General features: G+C 33.4%; 19 protein-coding genes. 17 read left to right on the top strand and 2 right to left on the bottom strand.

Annotated features, from left to right (window positions below; all coding sequences use genetic code 11):
* Nucleotides 1-79 precede the first annotated feature (79 nt).
* From J2Z35_RS01955 to J2Z35_RS01915, 9 genes are all read left to right on the top strand, one after another.
* Nucleotides 80-577 carry a TRAP transporter small permease gene (locus J2Z35_RS01955; protein ID WP_245330704.1) on the top strand — a complete coding sequence of 166 codons (498 nt, stop codon included), beginning with the start codon at nucleotides 80-82 and terminating at the stop codon, nucleotides 575-577.
* A gap of 13 nt (nucleotides 578-590) precedes the next feature.
* The gene (locus J2Z35_RS01950; protein WP_209658808.1) at nucleotides 591-1874 is read left to right on the top strand and encodes a TRAP transporter large permease; all 1284 of its coding nucleotides are present in this window, start codon (nucleotides 591-593) and stop codon (nucleotides 1872-1874) included.
* Between the two features lie 29 nt (nucleotides 1875-1903).
* Nucleotides 1904-2614, top strand: a complete 711-nt coding sequence (locus J2Z35_RS01945; RefSeq protein WP_209658835.1) for a glycerophosphodiester phosphodiesterase — start codon at nucleotides 1904-1906, stop codon at nucleotides 2612-2614.
* A 76-nt stretch (nucleotides 2615-2690) separates the two neighbouring features.
* On the top strand, nucleotides 2691-3257 hold the full coding sequence (locus J2Z35_RS01940; protein ID WP_209658806.1) for a glycerol-3-phosphate responsive antiterminator: 567 nt from the start codon (nucleotides 2691-2693) through the stop codon (nucleotides 3255-3257).
* 146 nt (nucleotides 3258-3403) lie between these two features.
* Nucleotides 3404-4129 carry an MgtC/SapB family protein gene (locus J2Z35_RS01935; RefSeq protein ID WP_209658804.1) on the top strand — a complete coding sequence of 242 codons (726 nt, stop codon included), beginning with the start codon at nucleotides 3404-3406 and terminating at the stop codon, nucleotides 4127-4129.
* 176 nt (nucleotides 4130-4305) lie between these two features.
* A complete protein-coding gene (locus J2Z35_RS01930) occupies nucleotides 4306-5736 on the top strand; it encodes an NAD(P)/FAD-dependent oxidoreductase (RefSeq protein ID WP_209658802.1) in 1431 nt (476 codons plus the stop codon).
* A 42-nt stretch (nucleotides 5737-5778) separates the two neighbouring features.
* On the top strand, nucleotides 5779-7041 hold the full coding sequence (locus tag J2Z35_RS01925) for an NAD(P)/FAD-dependent oxidoreductase (RefSeq protein ID WP_209658800.1): 1263 nt from the start codon (nucleotides 5779-5781) through the stop codon (nucleotides 7039-7041).
* A gap of 12 nt (nucleotides 7042-7053) precedes the next feature.
* Nucleotides 7054-7404 (top strand): DUF1667 domain-containing protein, encoded by a 351-nt coding sequence (locus J2Z35_RS01920; protein WP_209658833.1) that lies wholly within the window; start codon nucleotides 7054-7056, stop codon nucleotides 7402-7404.
* A gap of 111 nt (nucleotides 7405-7515) precedes the next feature.
* Nucleotides 7516-8037: a peptidylprolyl isomerase gene (locus J2Z35_RS01915; protein ID WP_209658798.1), complete on the top strand. Its 522-nt coding sequence runs from the start codon at nucleotides 7516-7518 to the stop codon at nucleotides 8035-8037.
* A gap of 611 nt (nucleotides 8038-8648) precedes the next feature.
* Here the strand turns inward: J2Z35_RS01915 and J2Z35_RS01910 are convergent.
* Nucleotides 8649-11126, bottom strand: a complete 2478-nt coding sequence (locus J2Z35_RS01910; protein ID WP_209658796.1) for a CoA-disulfide reductase — start codon at nucleotides 11124-11126, stop codon at nucleotides 8649-8651.
* An 89-nt stretch (nucleotides 11127-11215) separates the two neighbouring features.
* Nucleotides 11216-11506 carry an ArsR/SmtB family transcription factor gene (locus J2Z35_RS01905; RefSeq protein WP_209658794.1) on the bottom strand — a complete coding sequence of 97 codons (291 nt, stop codon included), beginning with the start codon at nucleotides 11504-11506 and terminating at the stop codon, nucleotides 11216-11218.
* 186 nt (nucleotides 11507-11692) lie between these two features.
* Here J2Z35_RS01905 and J2Z35_RS01900 point away from each other — a divergent pair, with 186 nt between their 5' ends.
* The 8 genes from J2Z35_RS01900 to J2Z35_RS01865 all read left to right on the top strand — a co-directional run bounded on the left by J2Z35_RS01900 (nucleotide 11693) and on the right by J2Z35_RS01865 (nucleotide 25330).
* Complete coding sequence (locus tag J2Z35_RS01900) at nucleotides 11693-12640, top strand: TIGR01212 family radical SAM protein (RefSeq protein ID WP_209658831.1); 948 nt, start codon at nucleotides 11693-11695, stop codon at nucleotides 12638-12640.
* A 92-nt stretch (nucleotides 12641-12732) separates the two neighbouring features.
* Nucleotides 12733-13764 carry a low-specificity L-threonine aldolase gene (ltaE, locus tag J2Z35_RS01895; protein ID WP_209658792.1) on the top strand — a complete coding sequence of 344 codons (1032 nt, stop codon included), beginning with the start codon at nucleotides 12733-12735 and terminating at the stop codon, nucleotides 13762-13764.
* A gap of 16 nt (nucleotides 13765-13780) precedes the next feature.
* The gene (locus J2Z35_RS01890; RefSeq protein ID WP_209658790.1) at nucleotides 13781-14668 is read left to right on the top strand and encodes a YegS/Rv2252/BmrU family lipid kinase; all 888 of its coding nucleotides are present in this window, start codon (nucleotides 13781-13783) and stop codon (nucleotides 14666-14668) included.
* A 63-nt stretch (nucleotides 14669-14731) separates the two neighbouring features.
* Complete coding sequence (locus J2Z35_RS01885) at nucleotides 14732-20023, top strand: diguanylate cyclase (protein ID WP_209658788.1); 5292 nt, start codon at nucleotides 14732-14734, stop codon at nucleotides 20021-20023.
* Nucleotides 20024-20198: 175 nt separating this feature from the next.
* Complete coding sequence (locus J2Z35_RS01880; RefSeq protein WP_209658786.1) at nucleotides 20199-21905, top strand: 2-oxoacid:acceptor oxidoreductase subunit alpha; 1707 nt, start codon at nucleotides 20199-20201, stop codon at nucleotides 21903-21905.
* On the top strand, nucleotides 21902-22759 hold the full coding sequence (locus tag J2Z35_RS01875; protein WP_209658783.1) for a 2-oxoacid:ferredoxin oxidoreductase subunit beta: 858 nt from the start codon (nucleotides 21902-21904) through the stop codon (nucleotides 22757-22759). Before J2Z35_RS01880 ends, J2Z35_RS01875 begins: the two co-directional genes overlap by 4 nt.
* A gap of 76 nt (nucleotides 22760-22835) precedes the next feature.
* A complete protein-coding gene (locus J2Z35_RS01870) occupies nucleotides 22836-23531 on the top strand; it encodes a pirin family protein (protein WP_209658782.1) in 696 nt (231 codons plus the stop codon).
* 59 nt (nucleotides 23532-23590) lie between these two features.
* Nucleotides 23591-25330, top strand: coding sequence for an ABC transporter ATP-binding protein (locus J2Z35_RS01865; RefSeq protein ID WP_209658779.1), 1740 nt, complete (start codon nucleotides 23591-23593; stop codon nucleotides 25328-25330).
* Nucleotides 25331-25343 lie beyond the last annotated feature (13 nt).

Genomic DNA, 25343 nt, shown 5'->3' with positions numbered 1-25343 from the left:
GTAGAGTATTATAAACCTTAGTTATAGATTGTGAAAAATAAAAAATTATTTTTTAAATTTTATATAAGGAGCAATGCATATGAAGAGCTTTCTTAATATCATACTTAAAAATGCAGAAGAAATAATAAGTTCTTTTTTTATTAGCATAACAGTAATTTTAGTTATAATGAATGTTATTTTAAGATATGTATTCAATACTGGGTTATACTGGTCAGAAGAGGTGGCAACAACTTGCTTTGTTTGGAGTGTTTTCATAGGCTCTGCAGCTTGCTACAAAAGAGGAATGCATATAGGGATTGATATTCTAGTACAGTTTGCACCTCCTATGATGCAAAAGATAATAACTCTTCTTGTACATATTATGTTAATTGGTTTAAATGGATATATTTCATATTTAAGTTATATTTTTATTAGGTTATCATATATAAAGCCAACAGCTGTGCTTGGAATTTCATCTGCTTATGTAAGTGCCGCACTTCTCGTGGGCTTTGGACTTATGACTCTATATTCGATTAAATTTTTTATCAAAGATTTAAGACTCTTTTTTGGAAAATCAAAGCTGGAAATTATAGAATAGGGGTGACTTATATATGCAATTTCTTCCAGTAACAATTGTTTTTTTATTATATTTTTCAAGTATACCAATAGCATATGCTCTTTTTGCAGCATCTTTATCTTATTTTACATTTATTAATACAGGAAGCCCTGTTGACCTTATACTTCAAAGATTTATAACTAGCACAGCATCATTTCCTCTGCTTGCTATACCATTTTTCATTATGGCTGGATCTATAATGAATTATGCTGGAATTAGTTCAAAACTTATGAAAATGGCTGATGTTATGACGGGGCATATGGTAGGAGGACTTGCACAGGTAAATGTTGTACTAAGTACTCTTATGGGAGGAGTTTCAGGTTCTGCTAACGCCGATGCTGCGATGCAGTGTAAGATTCTAGTTCCAGAGATGGAAAAAAGAGGGTATAGCAAAGGGTTTTCAACTGCAATAACAGCAGCGTCTTCTGCTATTGCACCAGTTATACCACCAGGAATAAATCTTATAATATATGCACTTATAGCTCAAGTTTCTGTTGGTAAGATATTTATAGCAGGTTATGTTCCGGGGCTTATAATGTGTATAAGTTTGATGTTAACTGTTTCTATTATTTCTAAAAAAAGAGGATATAAGCCATCGAGGGAGAAAAAGGCAAGACCTATAGAGGTTTTAAAGCAGATAAAAGAATCTAGCTGGGCATTATTTTTACCATTTGGTATAATACTAGGTCTTAGATTTGGTATGTTTACTCCAACTGAAGCTGGAGCAATAGCCGTACTCTTTTGCACACTTGTAGGATTTTTTGTATACAAAGAACTTAAAATTCATCACTTTAAAGAGATACTAAAAGACACTATATATGGAACCAGTTCAGTTGTACTTATAATTGTAGCTGCATCTGTGTTTGGATACTATATGAGTTGGGAAAGAATACCTCAGATTATAGCTTCTGGACTTCTTGATGTTACGAACAATAAATATTTGATGCTACTTATTATAAATATATTATTTCTTGCTATGGGAATGTTCCTTGAAGGTGGAGCTGCGTTAATTATACTTGCGCCTCTACTTGTGCCAGTAGTAGTACAACTTGGAGTGGACCCGGTTCACTTTGGTCTTATAGCTATAGTTAATATAATGATTGGAGGCGTGACTCCGCCATTTGGCTCTATGATGTTTACAACTTGTACGATTACAGGGCTTCCTATTATGGAATTTGTAAGAGAGAGTATACCTTTTATAATTGCACTTCTTGTAGCACTGTTAATAATAACGTATATGCCAGGACTTATTATGTTCTTACCTGATTTAATATACTAAACAAAATGAAAAGGGAGGAAGGTGTGCAGATGCTTATAATTGCTCACAGAGGAGCCTCAGGGTATGCTCCAGAAAACACTATAGCAGCTATGGATATAGCCATAAATCAAGGCTGTGATGGAATAGAGATGGATGTACAGCTTACTAAAGATGAAGTTGTAATTGTCCATCATGACTGGACTTTTGATAGGACCACAAGCGGCTCTGGAGAAGTTAAGGATTTAACTTACGAGGAAATAAAAACTTTTGATGCAGGATCATGGTTTTCGAAAGATTTTAAAGGTGAAAAGGTTCCAACACTAGAAGATGTTGTAAGACATTTACCAAAAGACCTACTTCTTAATGTTGAAATAAAAAGCAGATCCTTTGATAGTAGAGGCCTTGAAAAAAAAGTTGTAGAAATTTTAGAGAAAAATGAAAGAATTGAGAATACGATAATATCCTCATTTAACCACACCTGCCTTAAAAAAGTTCAGGAATTAAACCCTGAAATAAAACTAGGAATACTATATGAAGCTCATATGCTTAATCCAATAAATTATTTTGATTCAACTGATTTGAACCTATATAGTGTTCATCCTTGTAATTATTATTTAATAGAGGATTTTGTGAAAGAGATACATCATAGAGGAATGAAGGTTTATACTTGGACTGTAAATGATGAGAAATCAAAACAAAGACTTGAAAATTTAGGGGTTGAAGGAATTATTACAAACTATCCAGATTTAAAATTAAAATAATATTGATAAATTAAAAGACATTCTTACTTAAAATGCATTAAGTTAGGATTTATAATAATCCAAAAGGACTGATATAATGAGTAATATAATTGTAGAGAGAATAGAAGATAACCCTATTATAGCGGCTGTTCAAAATGAAACTGATGTAGAGCTTGCTATAGCCTCAGATGTAAAAACAATATTTTTGCTAAGCGCCGATATTTTCAATGTAAAGTCTATAGTGGACAAGGTAAAAGCATCTGGAAAAAGTGTACTGATTCATATAGATTTTTTAGAGGGGATAGGGAAGGATTCAAAAGCTATAGAATATATAGTTAAAGTAATTCAGCCGGATGGAATAATAAGTACTAAGAGTAGTCATATCAAGCTTGCAAAAGAAAAGGGAATGTTTACAATTCAAAGATTCTTTTTAATTGACAATAAATCATATGATATGACAATAAAAAGCGTAAAGACTATAAAACCTGATATGATAGAGATCATGCCGGGAGTAATGCCACAAATTATTAGTAGAATCACAAAGGAAATATCCACTCCTGTAATTGCAGGGGGGCTTATAAGTACCAAGCAGGATATAATGGATATACTTAAAGCGGGAGCCCTTGGGACCTCGACTGGAAAGAAAGAGTTATGGGATTTATAAAATAAAATTAAATAGAGAATATGGCAGGAGATTAGGAGTGTCGGCAGTAAGTAAATAGAGGTTCTATTTGCTTATTGCTTTTTTATTGTAAAACGAATTTATTGTAAAATTCTAAAAATTTTAAAATCAAAGAGAGGAAGAGGAAAATGCTAACTGAATATGAACTTGTGCTAAGACTTGTACTCTCTGCTGTAATTGGTGGACTTATTGGAATGGAAAGGGAAGCAAATAACAGACCTGCTGGTCTAAGGACTCATATTTTGGTAACCCTTGGTTCAACGTTAATTATGCTACTATCCACTCAGGCATTTAGTTATCCACAAGGAACGGGAGATCCGGCTAGACTTGCAGCCCAAGTCGTAAGCGGAATAGGTTTTTTAGGGGCTGGAACTATACTTAGAAATGGAAACACAATAAGAGGACTTACTACAGCTGCTACTATATGGGTATGTGGAGGACTAGGCCTTGCTATTGGTGTGGGATATTATACAGGGGCCTTAATTACAGCAGTAATAGTTTTAGTTTCTTTAACTGGATTAGGGAGAGTAGAAAAAAAAGTTCTGAGTAAAAAATATAATCAAGTAATTGTTAAATGTGGAGAAAGACCTGGATTACTTGGAGATATTGGTCATGCCTTTGGTAAAAGTAATATGATTATAAAATCAATACAAATATTTAGAAATTCAGAAGATAGCTTTGAATTTGAAGATTATAAAGTGGATGATATAGTACTTGGAGGAACTGAAGGTTCTATAGAAATTCATTTTTTAATAAAAATTTGTCAAGAATATAAAGTTGCAGATTGTTTTGAAAATCTAAAAAATGTAAAAGGAGTATCTCAAGTTATTTGGGGAAATATAAATGGAAACTAAAATAGATAGTCCTGTTTGCAATTTAATTTTTCATATGATATCATATTTTTATAGATATTTAATATGAGTATTAGGCTGAGATTAGGAGAGCCACAGGACTAAACCCCATTATAATTTTGGGCTTTAGTTTCTGTGGCTTTTTTTAATATCATCTAAGTTTCAGGGAGGAATTATAGATGTACGATGTGATAATAATAGGATCTGGAATAACTGGTAGCTCAATAGCTAGAGAACTTTCAAGATATAATCTGAAAACCTTGGTGCTTGAAAAGGACAATGATGTAGCTAATGGTACTACCAAAGCAAACAGTGCAATAGTTCATGCGGGCTACGATGCAACTCCAGGGACATTAAAAGCTAGATTTAATGTTAGAGGAAATGAAATTTATGAAACTATATGTAAAGATCTAAGCGTTCCTTTTAAAAGGATTGGTTCTCTTGTAGTTGCATTTAATGACGATGAAATGAAGATGGTAAAAGAGCTTTATGACAGAGGTATTGAAAACAATGTACCAGATATGGAAATCATAGGAAAAGACAGAGTTTTAGAGCTGGAACCAAACTTGAAAGAGGAAGTTGCAGGAGCTCTTTATGCTAAAACTGGAGGTATTGTAGGACCTTGGGAGCTTTCTATAGCCATGCTTGAAAATGCGGCTGAAAATGGAGTTGAGGTGCTTCTAAATACTGAAGTAACAAATATAGAAAAAAATGAAGGTACATACATCGTTCATTCAAATGAAAAAAAATATAATGCAAAGCTTGTAATTAACTGCGCAGGCCTTTATTCAGATGAGATAAACAACATGGTAAATGAGCCTTTATTTGAAATAGTTCCAAATAAGGGTGAATACAATTTGTTTGATAAAAGTGTAGGAGATACAGTAAATACAGTAGTCTTTAGATGTCCTTCAAAGGATGGAAAGGGAGCTGTAATATTACCTACTGTACATGGGAATCTTCTTATTGGTCCTACAGCTGAGTATGTTGATGATAAGAAGGATTTATCTACAAGTTGGAATGGACTTGTAAATCTTGAAAAACATACAAAAGAAACTCTTAAAAACAGCCTTAGCTTTGGAACTGTGATTACATCTTTTAGCGGACTTAGGGCAAAGACAGCTTCTCAGGATTTTATTATTGAGGAATCAAAATCAAAGGGATTTATAAATGTGGCAGCTATAGATTCGCCAGGACTTACAGCTGCTCCTGCAATTGCAGAGTATGTAATGGAAATAGTAAAAGGAATACTTAAGGATATAGATGAAAATAAAAGCTTTAACGGAATAAGAAGACCAAGTATACATTTTGCAGACCTTTCTCAGGAAGAAAAAGCCAAGCTAATAGAACAAGACGATAGATTTGGAAGAGTTATATGCAGATGCGAGCATATCACAGAAGGGGAAATTGTGGATGTGGCAAAGAGAAAGGTAGGAGCTACAACTCTTGATGGAGTAAAAAGAAGAGCGAGACCAGGCGGAGGACGTTGTCAGGGAGGTTTTTGTGCTCCAAGAGTTATGGAGATTCTAGCAAAAGAGATGGATGTAGATATAACAGAGGTTTTAAAAGACGGAAAAGGCTCTTATATTTTAACTGGAAAGACAAAGTAGAGAGGATTAATTTAAAATACAAAAAGCCTAGGAGGTAAAATAGTGGTTAATTATGAGCTTGTTGTAATTGGAGGAGGGCCTGCAGGGCTTGCCGCAGCCATTGAAGCAAAAAAAAATGGCGTAGAAAATATACTTGTTATTGAAAGAGACAGAGAGCTTGGTGGGATACTTCAGCAGTGTATTCACAATGGATTTGGATTACATGTATTTAAGGAAGAGCTTACAGGACCAGAATATGCTGAAAAATTTATAGATGAGCTTTTAGGAATGGGAATAGAGTACAAACTAGATACTATGGTTCTGGAACTGACTGAAGATAAAGAAGTGGTTGCTATGAATTCTATAGATGGAATAATGAATATAAAGGCTGAGGCTATAATCCTTGCTATGGGATGTAGAGAAAGGGCTAGGGGAGCGATAAGAATCCCTGGAAGCAGACCAGCCGGAGTACTTACAGCTGGAACTGCACAGAGATTTGTAAATATGGAAGGGTATATGGTTGGGAAGAAAATTGTAATATTAGGCTCTGGAGATATTGGTCTTATAATGGCTAGAAGACTTACTCTAGAAGGTGCGCAGGTACTTGCAGTAGCAGAGCTTATGCCTTTTTCAGGTGGACTTACAAGAAATATAGTTCAGTGTCTTGAAGATTACAACATACCTTTATATCTTAGCCATACCGTTGTAGATGTAACTGGGAAGGATAGAGTAGACTCTGTAACAATAGCTAAAGTGGATGAAAACTTTAAGGCTATAGAGGGAACTGAAATAAAATTTGATTGTGATACCTTACTTCTTTCTGTAGGCCTAATACCTGAAAATGAACTATCAAAATCGGCAAATATTGAGCTAGACAAAATCACCTCAGGACCTATAGTTAATGAATCAATGGAGACATCAGTTGAAGGTATATTTGCATGTGGAAATGTGGTTCATGTTCATGACCTTGTTGACTGGGTAACCAAAGAAAGTCAAAAGGCAGGGAAAAGCGCAGCTGAGTATATTAAAGGCAACATAAAAGATGATGGGGGAAAAATATCTTTTAAAGCTGGAGATGGTATAAGATACATAGTTCCTCATTACGTTAGAGTAAAAAATGTGGATAAAGAAATCCAGATGATGATGAGAACAGACAACGTATATAGCAATGTGAAATTCGTAGTAAAAGGTGATGGCAAACTTATAAAAGAAATTAAAAAAGCTCATGTAGCACCAGGTGAAATGGAGACTGTAAATCTAAAACTTGAAGAGCTAAGTTCAGGAGATTTTGAAAATATTTCAATAGAAGTTGTAAAGGGGATGTAAAGTTTGAAAAATATGATTTGTATAGTATGTCCTATCGGATGCAAGATGACTATATTGGAAGATAGTTCACAAGCGTCTGGACTAAAAGTAATAGGCAACAAATGCCCTCGAGGTGTTGATTATGCAGTTAGAGAATTGACTAACCCTACTAGACCTCTTACTACCACTGTGAGTATAAAAAATGGACTTTTAAATAGACTTCCAGTAAGGACAGATAGAGATATACCTAAGGAAAAGATTTTTGAAGTAATGAAAGAAATATCTAAAATAGAAGTGAATGCACCAATCAAATCAAAAGAAGTAATACTTTCAAATGTACTTGGAACTGGAGCTAATGTAATAGCATCTAGAAGCATGGATTAGCTGAAAAATAAAACTTCCTGATTTTAATAAAAATAAATATATGATATAGGATTAGAAAATATCTATATGATATAATTTAAAAGATAAATAAACAATATTTAGGAGGTATTTATGAATCAAAATCCAGTAGTTACGATAAAGATGGAAAGTGGAAATGATATAAAAGTGGAGCTTTATCCACATATAGCGCCAAATACTGTAAATAACTTTATATCTTTAGTTAAAAAGGGTTTCTATGATGGCCTTATATTTCATAGGGTTATAAAAGGCTTTATGATACAAGGCGGTGACCCAAATGGAAATGGAATGGGCGGTCCAAATTACTCTATCAAGGGAGAATTTTCAAGTAATGGTCATACAAACAACCTAAAGCATGAAAAAGGTGTTATATCTATGGCTAGATCTGGCCATCCTGATTCTGCTGGCTCTCAGTTTTTCTTAATGACAGCTAAAAGTCCTCATCTTGATGGTTCATACGCAGCTTTTGGAAGAGTAATAGAGGGAATAGAAGAGGTTGAAAGAATAGAGGATGTAAAGACTAATTTTTCAGATAAGCCTCTAGAAGAGCAAAAGATAAAGGAAATGACAGTAGAAACCTTTGACGTAGAGTATGAGGAGCCACAAACTCTATAGGATAAAAACCATTTTTTAAAATAAAATTATTTAGATAAACCTCTGAAATATGGATAGCTCTAGGGGCTTGAAATGCTAATATTTTCAGAGGTTTAAAAAATTAAACCTTTAAAAAATTTAAGAATTAATTTTAATTTTATGTTTATCATCTTTAAACTGAGGTATATATTCTATAAGAAGTTAGGGGACATAGAATTAGGGTTTCCACTCTAATAGAATATGAAAACATTAGTCATTCCCACCGAAAGTGAAGCGGATGACAAAAGTATCAGAAATAAAGTTTCAAACTTAATCTTATCTGTAAATCTATAATTGATTTCAGCTTAAGGTTAACCCAAAGTAAGTTAATCTTTTAAATTAAAGATTTTAACAAAGGAAAATTTGGGAGGTAATAGCATCGAAAAAAACTCGATTTCACAACTGAATAATTTTTTAAAGAAATGTGCCTTAATTTCTTAAAATGAGATACCTGGAGTCGGGACTGGTATCTCATTTTATTGTGAAAAGAATTTAAATATTATTCAAAAATAAAAAAACAGCTAGAGAAATCAAAATCTCCAGCTGTTTTTAATTTTAACTAATCGGATATTGCTTTATAAATAAGATGGGTTTTATATAAATAAATTAAGATTTGATGAATCTGTTTCAGCAAGATATGAAGCTACTCCAGCTATTTCTACTCCATCTATTAGCTCCTGCTCCTTGATACCCATTATATCCATACTCATAGCACAAGCTACAAGCTTCACACCTAAATCCTGAGCGTTTTTTATAAGTGTTTCAAGGTCATCCACGTTTTTCTTTTTCATTACGTAGTTTATCATCTTAGAACCCATTCCGCCCATGTTCATATTGGACAGCTTTAGCTTTTTAGGACCTTCAGGCATCATTTTTCCAAACATAGACTCAAGGGTGTCTTTCTCTACCTTTACTCCTTCTTTTCTAAGGATATTAAGTCCCCAGAAAGTGAAAAACATAGTTACTTCCTTGCCCATAGAAGCGGCACCTGTTGCTATTATAAAGGATGCCATGGCTTTGTCCATATCTCCACTAAATACAACAAGAGTTGCCCCGTTTTTATCTTCTTTTAGCTCTACAGAAGAGGTAGGGGCTAACTTGGGCGTAGATTTACCTTTTCTAATTACACTTCTAAAATAGCTTTTTTGAAACTCTGATGAAATGATTGTATTACCAGTTTTTGAGCACCATGCAGAAATATCCTTTCCAAAGCCAGGATCAGTTGCCAGGACCTCAAGGAGCTGACCATCCTTCATTTCTTTTATTTCTTTATATACTCTAGCTATTGGACCAGGACACTGGAGTCCCCTAGCATCTACCACCCTATCTATATTTTCACTTTCAGTCAGATAATCATCATCGCAAGATACATGCATCTCGCCGCTGTCATCAACAAAGGCGCAGCAAGTATTTCCTTCAAAAGGAGAGCCATATACCTGAGAATAAGTCTTATAACCTCCATCGAGATTTTTTGATTTTATGCCGTGCTGAGCTAAAATTCTTGAGGCTATATATCCTCTAAGGCCAACCTGACAAGTAACATAGATATCCTTATCTTTAGGAATCTCATCTATCCTATCTCTAAGCTCATTAAGAGGTATATTTATATGACCATCGATTGCACCGAGCTCTATTTCCATAGCATCTCTTACATCTATTAATACCCCTCCGTTTGATATTAGTTCATCTATTTCATTATAGTAAATTACATCAACAAGGCCATCAAGTATATTGCTTGCAACATATCCTGCCATATTCACAGGGTCTTTTGCAGAGGAATATGGAGGAGCATATGAAAGTTCAAGATCTGTAATATCTCTTACACTAAGATTACCCTTTATAGCAGTTGCAAGGACATCAATTCTCTTTTCCACTCCGTCATAACCTATCCCTTGTGCTCCAAGGATTTTTCCGCTTGGAACTTCAAATATTAATTTAAGGGAGATAGGAAAAGCCCCTGGGTAGTATCCAGCATGAGAACCTGGATGTATATGAATTTTTTTGTAATTATTTATGCCCATTCGTTGTAAAGCTTTTTCGTTATGGCCTGTTGAAGCAGCTGTAAGGTCAAATACCTTAGCAACCGATGTACCAAGAGTACCACTGTATTTTGAATCAATGCCGCAGATTCTGTCTGCAACAATTCTTCCCTGTCTATTTGCTGGCCATGCAAGAGGTACTGCGGCAGGAGAACCGAATATATAATCTACAGTCTCTACGGCATCCCCGATTGCGTATATATTAGGATCAGATGTCATCATATTTTTATCGACCTTTATATGACCTCTTTCACCAAGGGCAAGATTAGCTGACTTTGCCAGTTCATTTTCTGGCTTTACACCGATTGACAGTATAGTTAGGTCAGTATTTATCTCAGTGCCACTATTTAATACAACTTTTGCTCCCTTATTTTCAAAGTGAGACACCCCATCTGAGAGTATTAAATTAACTCCCTTGTCCTTTAGATGGGTATGAAGGATGCTTGCCATCTCAGAGTCAAATGGAGCCATGACCTGATCTGCCATTTCCACAAGAGTCACTTTAACTCCCTTATGAACAAGATTTTCTGCCATCTCTATACCTATGAATCCTCCGCCTATTACGACAGATTCCTGTGGTTTATTTTCATCCACATATTTTTTTATTGAATCTGTGTCTGGGATATTTCTAAGGGTAAATACGTTAGTTGCTTCTTCAAGTCCTTTTATAGGAGGTTTTATAGGGTTAGCCCCAGGAGAAAGTACAAGTACATCATAAGATTCTTCGTATGTTTTTCCCGTCTTTACATCCTTTACAGTTACTTTTTTTCCTTCCTTATCTATGGATATTACTTCACTAAAGTTTCTTATATCCATATTAAATCTATCTGACATACCTTCTACAGTTTGTACAAGTAGAGAGTCTCGCTCTGGTATTACTCCCCCTATGTAATAAGGAAGTCCGCAGTTTGCAAAAGAGATATATTCTCCTCTTTCAAACATTACTATCTTTGCATTCTCATCAAGTCTTCTAAGTCTTGCTGCTGTAGTAGCACCACCAGCAACCCCGCCAACGATTAGTATTTTTTTCATAGCATCCTCCGTAACAATTTAATATTTAGATAAAACGATATATTTTAGAAAAATTTAAAAACTTATGAAGATATATCCTCTATAAGTTTTTAAATTTCAAACATAGCCTTTACGATACTCTCAACTTTTTTGTCACTAATTTCATAAACGATTTCTGTCCCGTTTCTAAAACCTTTAAGTATACCAGCTGATCTTAGCTTAGATACATGCTGAGACACTGTGGATTGAGGAAGGTTCAAACAATTGTGCATATTGCTTACATTGCAAGGGCCGTTTTCGATTAGACCTTTAACTATACATAGTCTTACAGGGTGAGCAAGGGCTTTTAAAAGCTCTGAATTCGACTCTAAGACTTCAAAGTCTTTGGAAAAATGATCCATTATAAAGCCTCCTAGAATTTATTATATTGTAATATTACGATATAAGAATCCGATTGTCAATATTTAGACTTAATATTATTGCTTAAATTGGGTATAAAAAATGAAATTATAGATTAAATATTAAATTTTTGAGATAATATAGTTCTAATAGATATATTTTAAGAAAGTAGTGATGATTTGGAAAAAATTAGATATAAGATCTATTCTTCTTATTTAAAGAATAAATATAAAGAGAAAGTTTACAGGATACCAATAAATCTTCCCGTGACGTGTCCCAATAGAGATGGAAATCTTGGAAAGGGAGGGTGTACGTTTTGTGCAGATGTAGGTACAGGTTTTGAATCTCTTTCAAACTCTATGACTGTAAAAAATCAGCTGGAGCAAAATATAGAGTATATAGGAAAAAAATATAAAGCAAAAAAATTCATAGCATATTTTCAAAATTTTACTAATACATATCTTCCTATCTCTGAATTTGAAGCTTTTATCAAAGATAGTATAAGAGAAGATGTGGTGGAAGTATCTATATCCACTAGACCAGATGCTATAAATAAAAGCTATCTGGATGTTTTAAAGGAAATTAAAATACGAGAAGGTGTAGAAATAACAATCGAGCTAGGACTCCAAAGCATTAATCATAAAACACTAAAAAAAATAAATAGAGGTCATACCTTGGCTGAGTTTATTGAAGCGGTAAATCTCATAAAAACTTATGACTTTGAGGTTGTAGCCCACATGATACTTAACCTTCCTTATGATGACGAGGATGATGTTATAGAAGGGGCAAAAATACTCTCTGCTTTAAAGGTGGATGGAGTAAAGCTTCATTCTCTATATATTGTTAAAAATACAGTAATGGGGGATGATTACCTAAAGGGAGAGCTTGATCTAAAGGATGTATCCGACTACGTTAAAAAAACAGCTTTATTTTTAGGATATCTAAACCCTCAGATAGTGATTCATAGGATAGTAGGTAGAGCTCCAAAGGAGGATAGTCTTTTTTGTAATTATGGGATATCTTGGTGGAAAATTCGAGATATGATAGAAGAATATATGGATGAACAAGAAATAGTCCAAGGTTCATATTTCAATTATCTTGGAGGAAGTGCCCTTAAAAAACTAAATAATCTGTAATTATAAAAGGATTAGTTCAAATTTATGTATCATTAAGTGTATTTGACTAGTAAGATATATTATATAAGCAAGAAATGAGAGGGGAGTATTTTATGAAATTTATAGATTTGAGAAGTGATACAGTTACTGAGCCCACAGATAGGATGAGAACTGCCATGGCAGAGGCACTTGTTGGTGATGATGTTTATGAAGATGATCCTACAATAAAACTTCTTGAAGAGTACACTGCAAAGCTTACAGGAAAAGAAGCGGCTCTTTTCACTCCAAGTGGTACCTTTGCAAATCAGCTTGCTCTTTTTACCCACTGCAATAGGGGGGAAGAGGTAATCCTGCCCCATGACTGTCATATTGTTGCCCATGAGGTTGGAGGAGCATCTGTAATAGCAGGGGTACAGCTAAGAGCAATTGAGTCTGTAAATGGAAAAATGGATATAGATAAAGTGAAGAAGGCCATTAGATATGTAGATGATATTCACTACCCAGAGACTGGGCTTATATGTATAGAAAATGCATATTCTGATGGGACTGTCCTTTCCCTTGATTATATGAAAGAGCTTCATATGGTGGCAAAAGAGGCGGGATTAAAGGTTCATATGGATGGAGCAAGGCTTTTCAATGCTGCCTTATCAATGAAAGAAGAGGTAAGTGAAGTATTAAAATATGTGGATAGTGCTATGTTTTGTCTTTCAAAGGGATTATGTGCACCTGTAGGTTCTATGCTTGTGGGGGACGAAGAGTTTATCAAAAAGGCTAGAAAGAAAAGAAAGCTTATGGGGGGAGGAATGAGACAAGCTGGAATATTGGGGGCAGCTGGTCTTATAGCTTTAAAGGAGATGAGGCTTAGACTCGTTGAAGATCATGAAAATGCAAAATATATGGCTGAAGAGCTTTCAAAAATACAAGGCATAGAAGTCCTCAAAGACAATCTCGACATCAATATGGTGTTTTTTAACATAACAGATAATAGGCTCAAAGGCAAAATGACCCAAGAAGCCTTCCTTAAGGAAGGAATAAAAATAAATCCAGAAGAAGATAATATGATGAGATTTGTTTGTCATTATTATATTTCAAAATCAGATATTGACACAGTAATTAACTTTATACACAGACTTAGGAGATACTAGATAAAGGATGGGGAATATGAGACGTGCACTTTTTATTTACAATCCTATTGCTGGAAATAGAAGAGTTCCAAGAGAACTCGATAAAATCGTAGAGAGATTTCAAAAGAATAACATTTTTTTAGAGATATATAGGATTAGCAAGGAAAACGAAGAGTTAAAAACCATAATTAAGGATTCAAAGCATGATATGATTATAGCTTCAGGAGGAGATGGGACCTTAGGAACAATAAGCAAAATAATAATTAACGAAAAAATCAATAAACCTTTTGCCACTTTAGGAACAGGTACCTGCAATAACTTTACCCATAATATTGGAATGCCTGAAGATTTATTTGAGTCTATAGATGTTATTTCTAAAGGAAAAACTGCAAAAGTAGATGTAGGTATTGTAAATGACAAATACGTGTTTCTCTCAAGTCTTGCAGGAGGAATTTTTGTAGAAGCGTCTTTCAATGCTGACCTTGATCTCAAACAAAAAATAGGACCATTTGCATATTATTTTAAAGCTATGAGTGAAGTTGCAAATATTAAGTCCTATGATATAGAGATAAGGACAAAGGAAAAATTATATAAAGAAAAAGCTCACCTCGTGGTTGTCTTAAATGGAACTCATCTAGGGAATTTTAGTAATGTACTTTCAAAGTCTACTATAGATATATCGGATGGGGAAATGGAGCTTATCCTCGTAAAGGAGTCTAATCCTATAGAGCTTGCAAATCTTTTTTTTAGTATACTCAAAAATGAAAATAAAATAAACAGTGATAAAATAATTGTTTTAAAGGGAAATGAATTTGATATATATTGTGATGAAACTATTAACATAAGTATCGACGGTGAAAAAGGGCCAAGCCTTCCGATGAATGTAAAGGTTCTCGAAAAAGCTATTGAAATTTTTATACCTTAAACAAGAGAATTATCCCTCGATTTATTAAAGTAAATATCAAAATATTTGTATCAAGGAGATATTATGGAACTTATAAACAATAGATACCGGATACTACAAACTGAATATACAAATAGACTCGTATCCTGTTATAAGGTCAGGGATCTTTTGGATAATGATAAGGTTTACTATATGTATATAGTAAACTCTCAGATAGTTCCTCAAAATATAATTGAGAGAGGATTCAAAAGATTTTACAAATACTCTTCTATATCCCATCCATTTTTGGTGAAAGATATAGAACTGGATATGATTTACTCTGTGGATAGGAAAATAGTAAAGAAGGTAGACTATTACTACATCACCGAGTTTTTTGAGTATGAAATGAAATATATTGACTACGCAAAAAATCAGAGTAGTGAAAGCCTTATAGAGGATTTTTGTAATATTCTTAAAATAATAGATTTAATCCATAAAAGAGGGACAGTTTATGAATTTTTAGATGAAAAATCTATATATGTCGACAAATTAGGACATATAAAACTAAAAGATATCTTAACAGTTTTTATGGAATCAGGAACAAACCACAAGACTTGGCAAAATGACTTGATTTACAAGGCTCCTGAATTATTTATAGGTGATAAACCCTCCATAAAAACAGATATATATTCCTTAGGAGCTTTTTTTGAAATAGTTATAAAAAGTAGAGTAAATAAAGAAAAATTACCAAGTGGTATGGATAAGATTATTTCTAAAATGAAGGCTTATAGTTCAAAAGACAGATATGATTCTATATGTGACATATTTAAAGACATGAGCTTATATTTTGAAAGGAAAGTAGATTGTATTTTTGAAGATAAAGAAATTTATATAAAGCAAGAGCCAGATATTGTTGGAAGAGAAGTAGTGAAAAACTCTATATTAGAAACTCTAGAAAAAATTCAAAACAACGATAAAGGAGTATATATTCACGAAATTAAAGGAAGCAGAGGATCTGGAAAAACAAAAATACTTAGACACTTAAGAAAGACTCTTTCTCTAAAAGGTGTGGATATATTTGCAAGCTTTGAAGAGGACAGGCCAATACTCAAAAATAAATCGATGATACCTATAGTGAGTAAGATTCTAGATGAGAAAGGCTATGGGTATATAAGTAAATTTGATAAAGTAAAAAACTATCTTATAAATGGAGGATGTAAGACTTCTGATTTCGCATCCTATGCTCAGATAAACTCATTTATTAAAAAATCCATAGAAGATGAAATAACTGCAATAATCATTGATAATCTCAAGGAAGATGACATTGATTCCATTGAAATATTAAAGTACATGATATACTCTAAAGTCGAAAATGAAAGAATCATACTTATATACTCAGCGGATATAAATTCAAATATTGATATTAGCTCGAAAAATACATTTATTTTAGAAGACTTTGATATACAGGAAACCTCCATATTTATTCAAGATATTTTAGGAATGAGGAGCGCACCTGTTGATTTAGCTGTAAGAATATATAAGGATACCTTTGGTAATCCAGGGAAAATAAAATCGGCTATTTCTATCATACTTTCTAAAAAAATTCTTACTATGGATGATATGGGAATTTGGCATTTTGACAATAAGCTTTATGAAGAGTTACTTCTTGATTTTAATCAGTATGAGCTTGACATAAGCTCCCTTGGATTAAATAAAGATCAGACAAATATCTTAAAAAGTATATCTGTCCTTAAAAATCCATCCTCTGCAGAGGACCTTGCGTTATTTATTAGAAAAAGCTTTAAATTTACTGATATAATCTCAATTCTTGAGGATTTAGTGAAAAGTGGTCTTATTCAGAGAAATTTTGATGACACAGGATATTTATACGAATTTGCAGACAAAACCCTTAAAAAAACCGTTTATGAATCTATAGATAATGAGGAAAAAATAACAACTCATAAGTTTTTGGTGGACTATATATTAAGTATGTCAAAAGATATTAAGGGTAACTTATTGGATGAACTTGTATTTCATCTTGTGGCTTCAAAGAATTACGGGAGTGCCAGTATATATTCAGGAAAGATGGCAAAGGAGTATATAGACTCTGGCTCAAAAAAAGAAGGGCTTGAATATTATAAGGATTCCATTTATTATGCCTTACTTTCAGGAAAGAGTAACCTTAAGATAATCTCCTATCAAAAAGCAGCAAGTGCCTTTCTCAAAGAAGGAAGGATTGAAGAAGCAATTTTGTTTTACAAAAAATCTTTAAATGAAGGGGTTGTATCCAAAAATCACAAGATTATCCTTAGATCTATGAACAAGCTGGCAGATCTTTATACAGAGGTTAACGAGCTTGATAAAGCCTATATTATGTTAAATGCAATAGAAAAATATTTAAAAAAGCATTATTACAAAAAAGGTGAACTGGATTATATACTTGGAAAAGTAGTCTATCTTATAGAAACTCAAAATCATGATGAATCTCTTAAATATGCAGAGAAGGGCATAGAACTTTGTAAAGACAACTATAAAAAGCATAAAGGAAGCTTTCTCTTCTTTAAAGGAATGATATACCACGAACTGGGAAAGACTTATGGAGAAATAGAAAAATTTCATATGAAAGCTCTAGAACTTTTTAGGGCGATAGGGTATTTTGAAGGAATAGCTAGGATATATAACTCCCTAGGCATCCTTTACTCAGAGTACGGACTTGATAATAAAAAGGCTATAGAATATTACAGTATGGTAAGAGATATTGCAGAACGAGAAAGTCTGCTTTCAAGAAAGGCAGTGGCATATGCCAATCTAGGAGAAGTATTGGCTTGGGATTTAAACTATGAAGAATCCTATAAAGCCTTTCAAAAATCTCTTGAAATATCCTCTTACCTTAAAAAACAAAATTTAGTTTTTTATAATTATGTTTACATGGCCTCAATAATGTTTGAGACTTTTGATTTTGAACAAAGCATGATGTATTTGGAAAGAGCAAAAGAGGAATTGCGAAAAAACGAAAATCAGGGAGTATACATGCTGTTTTACTATAAGCTCCTTGCAAAAGTAAATCTATACATTGGGGACAAAAATACTTCAAGGTATTATATAAATAAAATAAAAACTGAGAGACCTTATTTTAAAGGACCTCTAGCTATAGAGGTAGATATTTTAGAAGGGTATCTTAATCTTGACAGTGCCCCAAATAAGAGTTCTCAAAATAAAGCCATTAAAGGTATAGTTGATAGCATCAAAAACTTCAAAGATTATCCAGTAGCACTAAAAAAGCTCACTGATTTAGTTATGGTTCTTAAATATAAAAAAAATGATAAAAAGATTGTAGAACTTACAAGGTGGGCTATAAAAGCCTATAAGCCAACTGGAAATAAACGAGCAGATAATATATTAAATTACTTTAAAGCCATAAATCTAGATGGTGATGAAAAAGAGAAAAGTCTTAGAGAAATCCTTGAAAATATTTCAAAAACATATGATAAAAGGTTATATTGGCAAGTTAGTTATTTTCTAGGAAATTATTATATTGAAAATAAAAATTACTTTATGGGAACAAATTATCTAGTTGAGGCATATGTTATTCTTAAAGAATTTATAGTAAGCTTAAATATTGAGGTGAAGTCTGAGAATTATTTAGGGACCTCAGTTATTGATATACTATGTACACTTTTAGGTATATCAAAGGCGTCCGACATAGATGAAGTTGATAGTAGGGTGCTTGAGATAAGAGAAAATAAGGAATATATTTCAGATAATATAAATTCCTTGATAACTAAAAATACATTGCTTCAAGATCTTATAGAAAATAAGATTTTCAAAAAGCTAGTTTCTGCAAATCTCTTTGAAGAGGAAAAAGAAATTACAACAGATATTCTAATAGAAAACCTTCAAAATTCTAACGAAACAAATATAGAGATTATGCTAGAACATATAATGAGAATAACATGGGCGGACAAAGGTGCTGTCATTATAAAACAAGATCAACAGTTTAAGATTATATCATCAATAAATTATGACAGTGTAGGAGCCAATCTTGCAAAGATTATAATGCAGGCTGAGGGGATCGAGAGAGAGCTTGTGGTATCTGAACTTGAATATAGCACAAAGGAAATGTATAAAAGGCTTTTAACAGGAGATACTAAAGGATTTATATGTATTCCGATTTACGAAAACAATATAAGACCTCAAGAGAGAGAAAGAAGGAATATTAGGAAAAAACCCCTTGCCTTTATCTATCTTGAATCAAAGCTTTATTTAAATAATTTCACAAATAAAGCCTGTAAGGGTATTTATAAATTTATAAGCCTTTTATCTGTTTTTATAGAAAATCATAATCTGTCCCTAAAATACTCAATTGACAAGCTGACATCTGCTTACAACAGGCAGTATTTTGATATGCATATACGATCTGAAATAGAAAGCTCAAGCATAGAAGACAAAATATTTTCTCTCGTTATGATGGATATAGATAGATTCAAAATGACCAATGATACCTTTGGTCATGGGGTAGGAGATGTGATTTTGCAAAAATTTTCCAAGCTCATATCAGAAAATATAAGATTTAAAGATTTGTTTGCAAGATATGGAGGGGAAGAATTTGTTTTAATTTTAGATGGTGTGAATAAGAATGAAGCTCTGAAAATATGCAATAGATTAAGAGAAAAGGTTCAAAATCAAGTGAAAGACCCTGAGGGGAAATCAATAACGGTGAGTATGGGAATAGCCTCATATCCAGAACAGGGATTATGGGAGGAAGAACTTCTTAAAAAAGCTGATCTTGCCCTTTATAAATCAAAAGACGATGGAAGAAATAGAGTAAGCATATGGAATGAGAATATTGATGATAAAGAGCATTATCACAAAAAAGAAAAAGAAGTAATAAGTAGCATACTTGGTGATAATATAGAAAGATCTGAGCTTTTTATTACATCAATTGAAATGCTAAAAAACGGTGCAGGACATGAAGAAAAAATAACAAGATATCTTCAAAATGTATTAAAGTATTTTGAAGCAGAAAATCTTATGATTCTATCATATTCTGAAAGTATTGCAACATCTATGATTAAGGTAACCAAGCAAGGTCTCTTTAAAATTAAGCATGGTTTTGAACATCTACTAAATATAGAAATTGCAGATTCTGTTTATAATGAGGAAAAGGGAGTTTTTAGTGCTGACTGGGAAAGGGTGTCTAAAATAGATGAACTTACTGGAATGCCTGAATGGGATAGTGTACTATCTATTCCACTTATTTGTTCAGGAATAAAAAAAGGAGTTTTATATATTACTATTCCTTTGAGAACTAAGGAATTTAACTATCTTGATTATTCTGTGGGGCAAATAATTTCTCCAATAATTGCAAGCCTTATTGATAGTCTTAATAATAAATAAAGCAAATTAGAAAGAGATTTAGAAAATGAAATGCTATTTTCTAAACCTCTTTTTTTATGAGTTTTTTTAAAAATATGTCAAAAAGCTGACAATAGGTTTAATAAAGACTAAATTGGGGAAAAATAACTTATGAGTTAATTTAAATTATACAAATAATATTAAAGAGGTGAATGCTGTGAATTACAATGTCCTAGTAGGGGGCTCTGCAGGTCAAGGGATGGATACTTTATCTCAGATGTTTGAGCTTATAATGAAAAGAAAAGGTTACTATGTTTTTTCCAACAAAGACTATATGAGTAGGATAAGGGGCGGTCACAACTTTATTCAAATAAGATTTTCAGATGAAGAGATATATTCTCATGATGATGACCTTGATTTGATAATAGCCCTTGATAAAAGAACATTAAATACTCATATTGATAGGCTAAAAGATAATGGAAAACTATTTATAGACAAATCAATACTCGAGAGAGAAAAAGAAAAGGAAAAAGAGGAAAGTATTAAGATAATTCCAATAGCATCTTCTGAAATGGCAAAGGAGGCTGGAAATCAGAGGACAGAAGGGACTGTGCTTTTAGGAGCCGTACTTAAATTCTTTGGATTTGATATATCAAATGAGGTAACAGATGTATTAAAGGAATATTTTGAGGGAGAAATCTACAAAATAAATGAAAAGGCACTTAATCTTGGATACGAAAGCGTGGAGCAAAGCTTTAGTTTGAAAAAAGGATCTTTTAAGGACTCTATATTGGTCGATGGAGCAAGGGGCGCTGCACTTGGAGCTTTGGCTGGTGGAGTGGCTTTCTATAGTGCCTATCCTATGACGCCATCGACAAGTTTCATGAGTTATCTCTCTGCTCATCAAAATGATGCAGGTCTTATAGTAGAGCAGGTGGAAGATGAAATAGCGGCTATAAACATGGCAATTGGAGCTTCATATGCAGGGATTAGAGCTATGACAGGTACATCTGGAGGAGGATTTTCTCTGATGACGGAAGCACTAGGCCTTGCAGGAATTACAGAAACTCCTCTTGTAGTCCTTAATGTTCAAAGACCTGGCCCTGCAACAGGACTTCCTACAAGAACTGAGCAGTCAGATCTTAGTTTTATTCTTACGGCCTCACATGGAGAAATCCCAAGAATGGTAATTTCACTTAGAAATCCAGAGCATGCTTTTTATACAATTCCAAGGGCTCTTAACCTTGCAGACAAATACCAGATGCTGATTATAATCCTTTCTGATCAGTATCTCGCAGATAGCTCTATTACTATAAAACCTTATGATTTTTCAAAGATATCTATAGAAAGACATATATCAGATGAGGATGCAATAATAGATGGAAAATATAAAAGATATAGACTAACAGAAAATGGAGTGTCCCCTAGACTACTTCCGGGACAGTTTGAAAAAGCCCTTGTATTAGCAGATTCTGATGAGCATGATGAAAACGGACATATTACAGAATCCTCTCAGGTGAGAATCCAGCAGATGGATAAAAGGATGAGAAAGCTTAATTATCTTATGGAAGAGCTGGAAGAGCCTGTATATTATGGGGATGAAAATCCAGAAAATCTTATAGTAGCATGGGGTTCTTTAGAGGGACCAGTTAGAGAAGCTGTAGAAAGATTAAGAGATGAAAACAGCTCAGTGGGAGCTCTTGTATTTGGTGATATATACCCCCTTCCAAAGCAAAAACTTGAAAAATATTCTAAAAATGCCAAAAATATTATAAATATAGAAATGAATTACACAGGCCAGCTTGCAAAGCTGATACGTCAAGAAACAGGGATTTACTGCAATAAGAGTATATTAAAATACGATGGAAGACAGATGTCCCCAAGCGAAATAGTAAAAAAATTCAAGGAGGAGGTAAAGATATGATTCCATTAGAGCTTTTTAAATCAAATGATGAAATTGCATGGTGCCCAGGTTGTGGGAATTTTTCTATATTGGATGCTTTAAAAGAGTCTCTTTCAGAGATGGGTCTTCATCCAAGCAATGTTGTAATAGCCTCTGGAATAGGACAGGCAGCAAAGACTCCCCATTATATAAACTGCAATGGCTTCAACGGTCTTCATGGAAGGGCAGTACCCCCAGCTGTAGCAATAAAAATGGCAAATAAAGACCTTAAAGTAATAATCGACTCTGGTGATGGAGACAGCTATGGAGAAGGGGGAAATCATCTTCTTCATAATATTAGAAGAAATGTTGATATATCTCACTTTGTTCATGATAACCAAATATATGGACTCACAAAAGGTCAAGGATCTCCAACTACTGCGGTAGGTCAAAAAACTAGTATGCAGCTTGATGGAGTGATAGCTAATCAGTTTAATCCTATATTTTTTGGAGTAGCTCAGGGGGCGAGCTTTGTAGCCAGAAGCTTCTCTGGAGATAAAGAGCATTTAAAAGAAATGATGAAGGCAGCAATATCTCACAATGGGTATGCACTTCTTGATATACTCCAGCCTTGCGTTACGTTCAACAAGGTAAATACCTTCAAATGGTATAAAGAGAGAGTATATAAATTGGAAGAAGGTTATGATCCATATGATAAAGAAATGGCTCTTAAAAAAGCAAGTGAATGGGGAGATAAGATTCCAATAGGAATAATCTATAAGCAAGATAGACCTTCTTATATGGATATGCTAGCTCATATTAAAGACAAGCCACCTCTTGTAAAAAGGGAATGGAGTCCAAAGGATGCAGAAAAATATATGGATGAACTTAGATAAACTAAAGTCAGGGCTTTGTAATTAGAGGTGAAAAATGATAAACTAAATATATAAAATATTTATGGGAGTGTTGCCGATGATTACAGTTGTACCGTCCCAGCAAAGGAACTTTGTAGATAGAGGCTGGATGAAAAGCTATAGAACCTTTTCATTTCAAGATTATTATGATGATGAAAATAACGATTTTGGAAAACTGGTAGTATTCAATGAAGAAATTTTTTCTCCAGGAAAAGGATTCAATCTGCACCCAACCTCAGAAGTAGAAATATTAACCTATGTAGTGGACGGAGAACTAGAACATTTTGACGACTTTTCAAACAAATCATCAGTAGTAAATGAAGGGGAATTCCAACTTCTTGGAACAGGAAAAGGTGTAAATCACAGCGAAAAAAACTTTAGCAAAGAAAAGCCATTAAGGTATCTTCAGTTTTGGTTCACTCCTTGTAATATAGAGCAAGACCCTAGCTATCAAAAAATAAAATTAGAAGAAGACTACAGTAATAGGATGCTAAAAGTGCTTTCTAAAAACACTGATAGCATATCAAAGATAAGGCAGGATATTGATTTTTATATTGCTAAATTAGATAAGACAAAAGATTTAGTTCATAAACCTGAAGAAGGAAGAAAGACCTTCATATATCTTCTCAAAGGACATATGGAAGTAAATGGTCATATTATTCTTGAAGGAGACTCCATAAGAATATCTGATGATAGAAAGATTACCATAAAAAGCATAGGGAAAAGTGAATTTTTCCTAATTGATATTAAATAGGCAGCCTTTTGGCTGCCTATGTTTTGCAAAGAAAATATAACTAAAAGGCAGGGACTTAAATGATTAAAAAACTTATTACATACTATAAGCCTCATATAAACCTTTTTATATTGGATATGAGTGCCGCCTTTATGGCAGCTGGACTAGACCTTGTATTTCCATTTTTAGTAAGATATTCCTTAAACGAAATACTTCCTCAAAACAATATGAGGACTTTTACATTTATAATAGGTATTATGATGGTTTTATATATAGTAAAGTATTTTCTAAACTATATAGTAAATTATTATGGACATGTTATGGGAACTAGAATGGAATATGATATGAGAAAGGATTTATTTGACCATATTCAAAAGCTGTCCTTTACTTATTTTGATTCCACAAAAAAAGGTCATATAATGTCAAGGCTTGTAAACGACCTTAATGAAATCTCAGAGCTTGCACATCATGGCCCTGAGGATCTTTTTATTGCAAGCGTAACACTAATTGGCTCATTTGTAATAATGGCAAATATTAATTTGAAGCTTGCATTTGCAACCTTTGCCCTTATACCTTTTTTAATATATTTTTCCTTTAAGAAAAATATTAAAATGAAAAAAGCTTTTAAAGAGATGAGGTCCAAAATAGCAGATGTTAATGCAAAGGCGGAAGATTCTATATCTGGAATCAGAGTTGTAAAAGCATTTGCAAATGAAGATTACGAAAAAGAGAAATTTGATACAGGAAACATGAATTTTAGAATTACAAGGGAAGATGCTTTTAAAGTAATGGCAGAGTTCTTTTCTGGAATAGAACTTTTTACAGGCTTAATTAATCTATTTGTACTAGGCTATGGAGGCTACCTTTATTTTATGGGAGAGCTTACAGCAGGGGATATAATTGGATTTCTCCTTTACGTCGGGATATTTCTTCAGCCAGTGAGAAGGTTTTCGACACTTATAGAAAACTTTCAAAAAGGAATGAGTGGTTTTGAAAGATTTGCAGAGACTCTTGCCATAAAGCCTGATATAGAAGATAAAAAGGATGCTATAGATGTCGGAAAGCTCGAAGGGGAAGTAGAGCTTCACAATGTTACGTTTGCATATGAGCAGGACAATGCAGTTATATCAAATCTAAATCTAAGGATAAAAAAAGGAGAGCAAATAGCTCTTATTGGACCTTCAGGAGTTGGAAAAACCACTCTTCTGAGCCTTATACCAAGGTTTTATGAAACCACAAGTGGTTTTATAACTATAGATAATATAGATATAAAAAATATGACTATGAGCTCACTTAGAAATAATATAGGGATAGTTCAGCAGGATGTGTTTATGTTTTCTGGAAATGTGAAGGAAAATATAGCTTATGGGAAAAGAGACGCTACTGACGAAGAAATAATAGCAGCTGCAAAAAAAGCAAATGCCCATGAATTTATAATGGAGCTTGAGAATGGATATGACACATATATAGGGGAAAAGGGTGTAAAGCTTTCAGGTGGTCAAAAGCAAAGACTATCAATCGCTAGAATCTTCCTTAAAAATCCTCCTATACTTATTCTTGATGAGGCAACATCAGCACTTGATAATGAATCTGAGCGTGTGATTCAAAGGTCGTTAAAGGAGCTTTCAAAGGACAGGACAACCCTTATAATTGCCCATAGACTCTCTACTGTAAGAAGCTCGGATAGAATACTGGTACTTACTCAAAATGGTATAGAAGAAGAGGGCAATCATGAAGAGCTTATAGCAAAAAATGGGTTATACAGTAAGCTTTATAATATGCAGTTTGAAGATTATAATATAAATGAATTTATGGCCTAAAAAGGAGCGGTAA

It is taken from the genome of Acetoanaerobium pronyense (assembly GCF_017874355.1).
GTDB classification, from domain to species: Bacteria; Bacillota; Clostridia; order Peptostreptococcales; family Filifactoraceae; genus Acetoanaerobium; species Acetoanaerobium pronyense.
This window is presented reverse-complemented; position numbering and strand designations above follow the sequence as displayed.

What these genes read in the sequence shown, in the direction of transcription:
- J2Z35_RS01945 (WP_209658835.1), top strand. Translation starts at nt 1,904, where the DNA reads ATGCTTATAATTGCTCACAGAGGAGCCTCAGGGTATGCTCCAGAAAAC.
- J2Z35_RS01890 (WP_209658790.1), top strand. Translation starts at nt 13,781, where the DNA reads ATGAGACGTGCACTTTTTATTTACAATCCTATTGCTGGAAATAGAAGA.
- J2Z35_RS01875 (WP_209658783.1), top strand. Translation starts at nt 21,902, where the DNA reads ATGATTCCATTAGAGCTTTTTAAATCAAATGATGAAATTGCATGGTGC.
- J2Z35_RS01870 (WP_209658782.1), top strand. Translation starts at nt 22,836, where the DNA reads ATGATTACAGTTGTACCGTCCCAGCAAAGGAACTTTGTAGATAGAGGC.
- J2Z35_RS01950 (WP_209658808.1), top strand. Translation starts at nt 591, where the DNA reads ATGCAATTTCTTCCAGTAACAATTGTTTTTTTATTATATTTTTCAAGT.
- J2Z35_RS01910 (WP_209658796.1), bottom strand. Translation starts at nt 11,126, where the DNA reads ATGAAAAAAATACTAATCGTTGGCGGGGTTGCTGGTGGTGCTACTACA.
- J2Z35_RS01905 (WP_209658794.1), bottom strand. Translation starts at nt 11,506, where the DNA reads ATGGATCATTTTTCCAAAGACTTTGAAGTCTTAGAGTCGAATTCAGAG.
- ltaE (WP_209658792.1), top strand. Translation starts at nt 12,733, where the DNA reads ATGAAATTTATAGATTTGAGAAGTGATACAGTTACTGAGCCCACAGAT.
- J2Z35_RS01935 (WP_209658804.1), top strand. Translation starts at nt 3,404, where the DNA reads ATGCTAACTGAATATGAACTTGTGCTAAGACTTGTACTCTCTGCTGTA.
- J2Z35_RS01930 (WP_209658802.1), top strand. Translation starts at nt 4,306, where the DNA reads ATGTACGATGTGATAATAATAGGATCTGGAATAACTGGTAGCTCAATA.
- J2Z35_RS01955 (WP_245330704.1), top strand. Translation starts at nt 80, where the DNA reads ATGAAGAGCTTTCTTAATATCATACTTAAAAATGCAGAAGAAATAATA.
- J2Z35_RS01915 (WP_209658798.1), top strand. Translation starts at nt 7,516, where the DNA reads ATGAATCAAAATCCAGTAGTTACGATAAAGATGGAAAGTGGAAATGAT.
- J2Z35_RS01920 (WP_209658833.1), top strand. Translation starts at nt 7,054, where the DNA reads ATGATTTGTATAGTATGTCCTATCGGATGCAAGATGACTATATTGGAA.
- J2Z35_RS01940 (WP_209658806.1), top strand. Translation starts at nt 2,691, where the DNA reads ATGAGTAATATAATTGTAGAGAGAATAGAAGATAACCCTATTATAGCG.
- J2Z35_RS01885 (WP_209658788.1), top strand. Translation starts at nt 14,732, where the DNA reads ATGGAACTTATAAACAATAGATACCGGATACTACAAACTGAATATACA.
- J2Z35_RS01865 (WP_209658779.1), top strand. Translation starts at nt 23,591, where the DNA reads ATGATTAAAAAACTTATTACATACTATAAGCCTCATATAAACCTTTTT.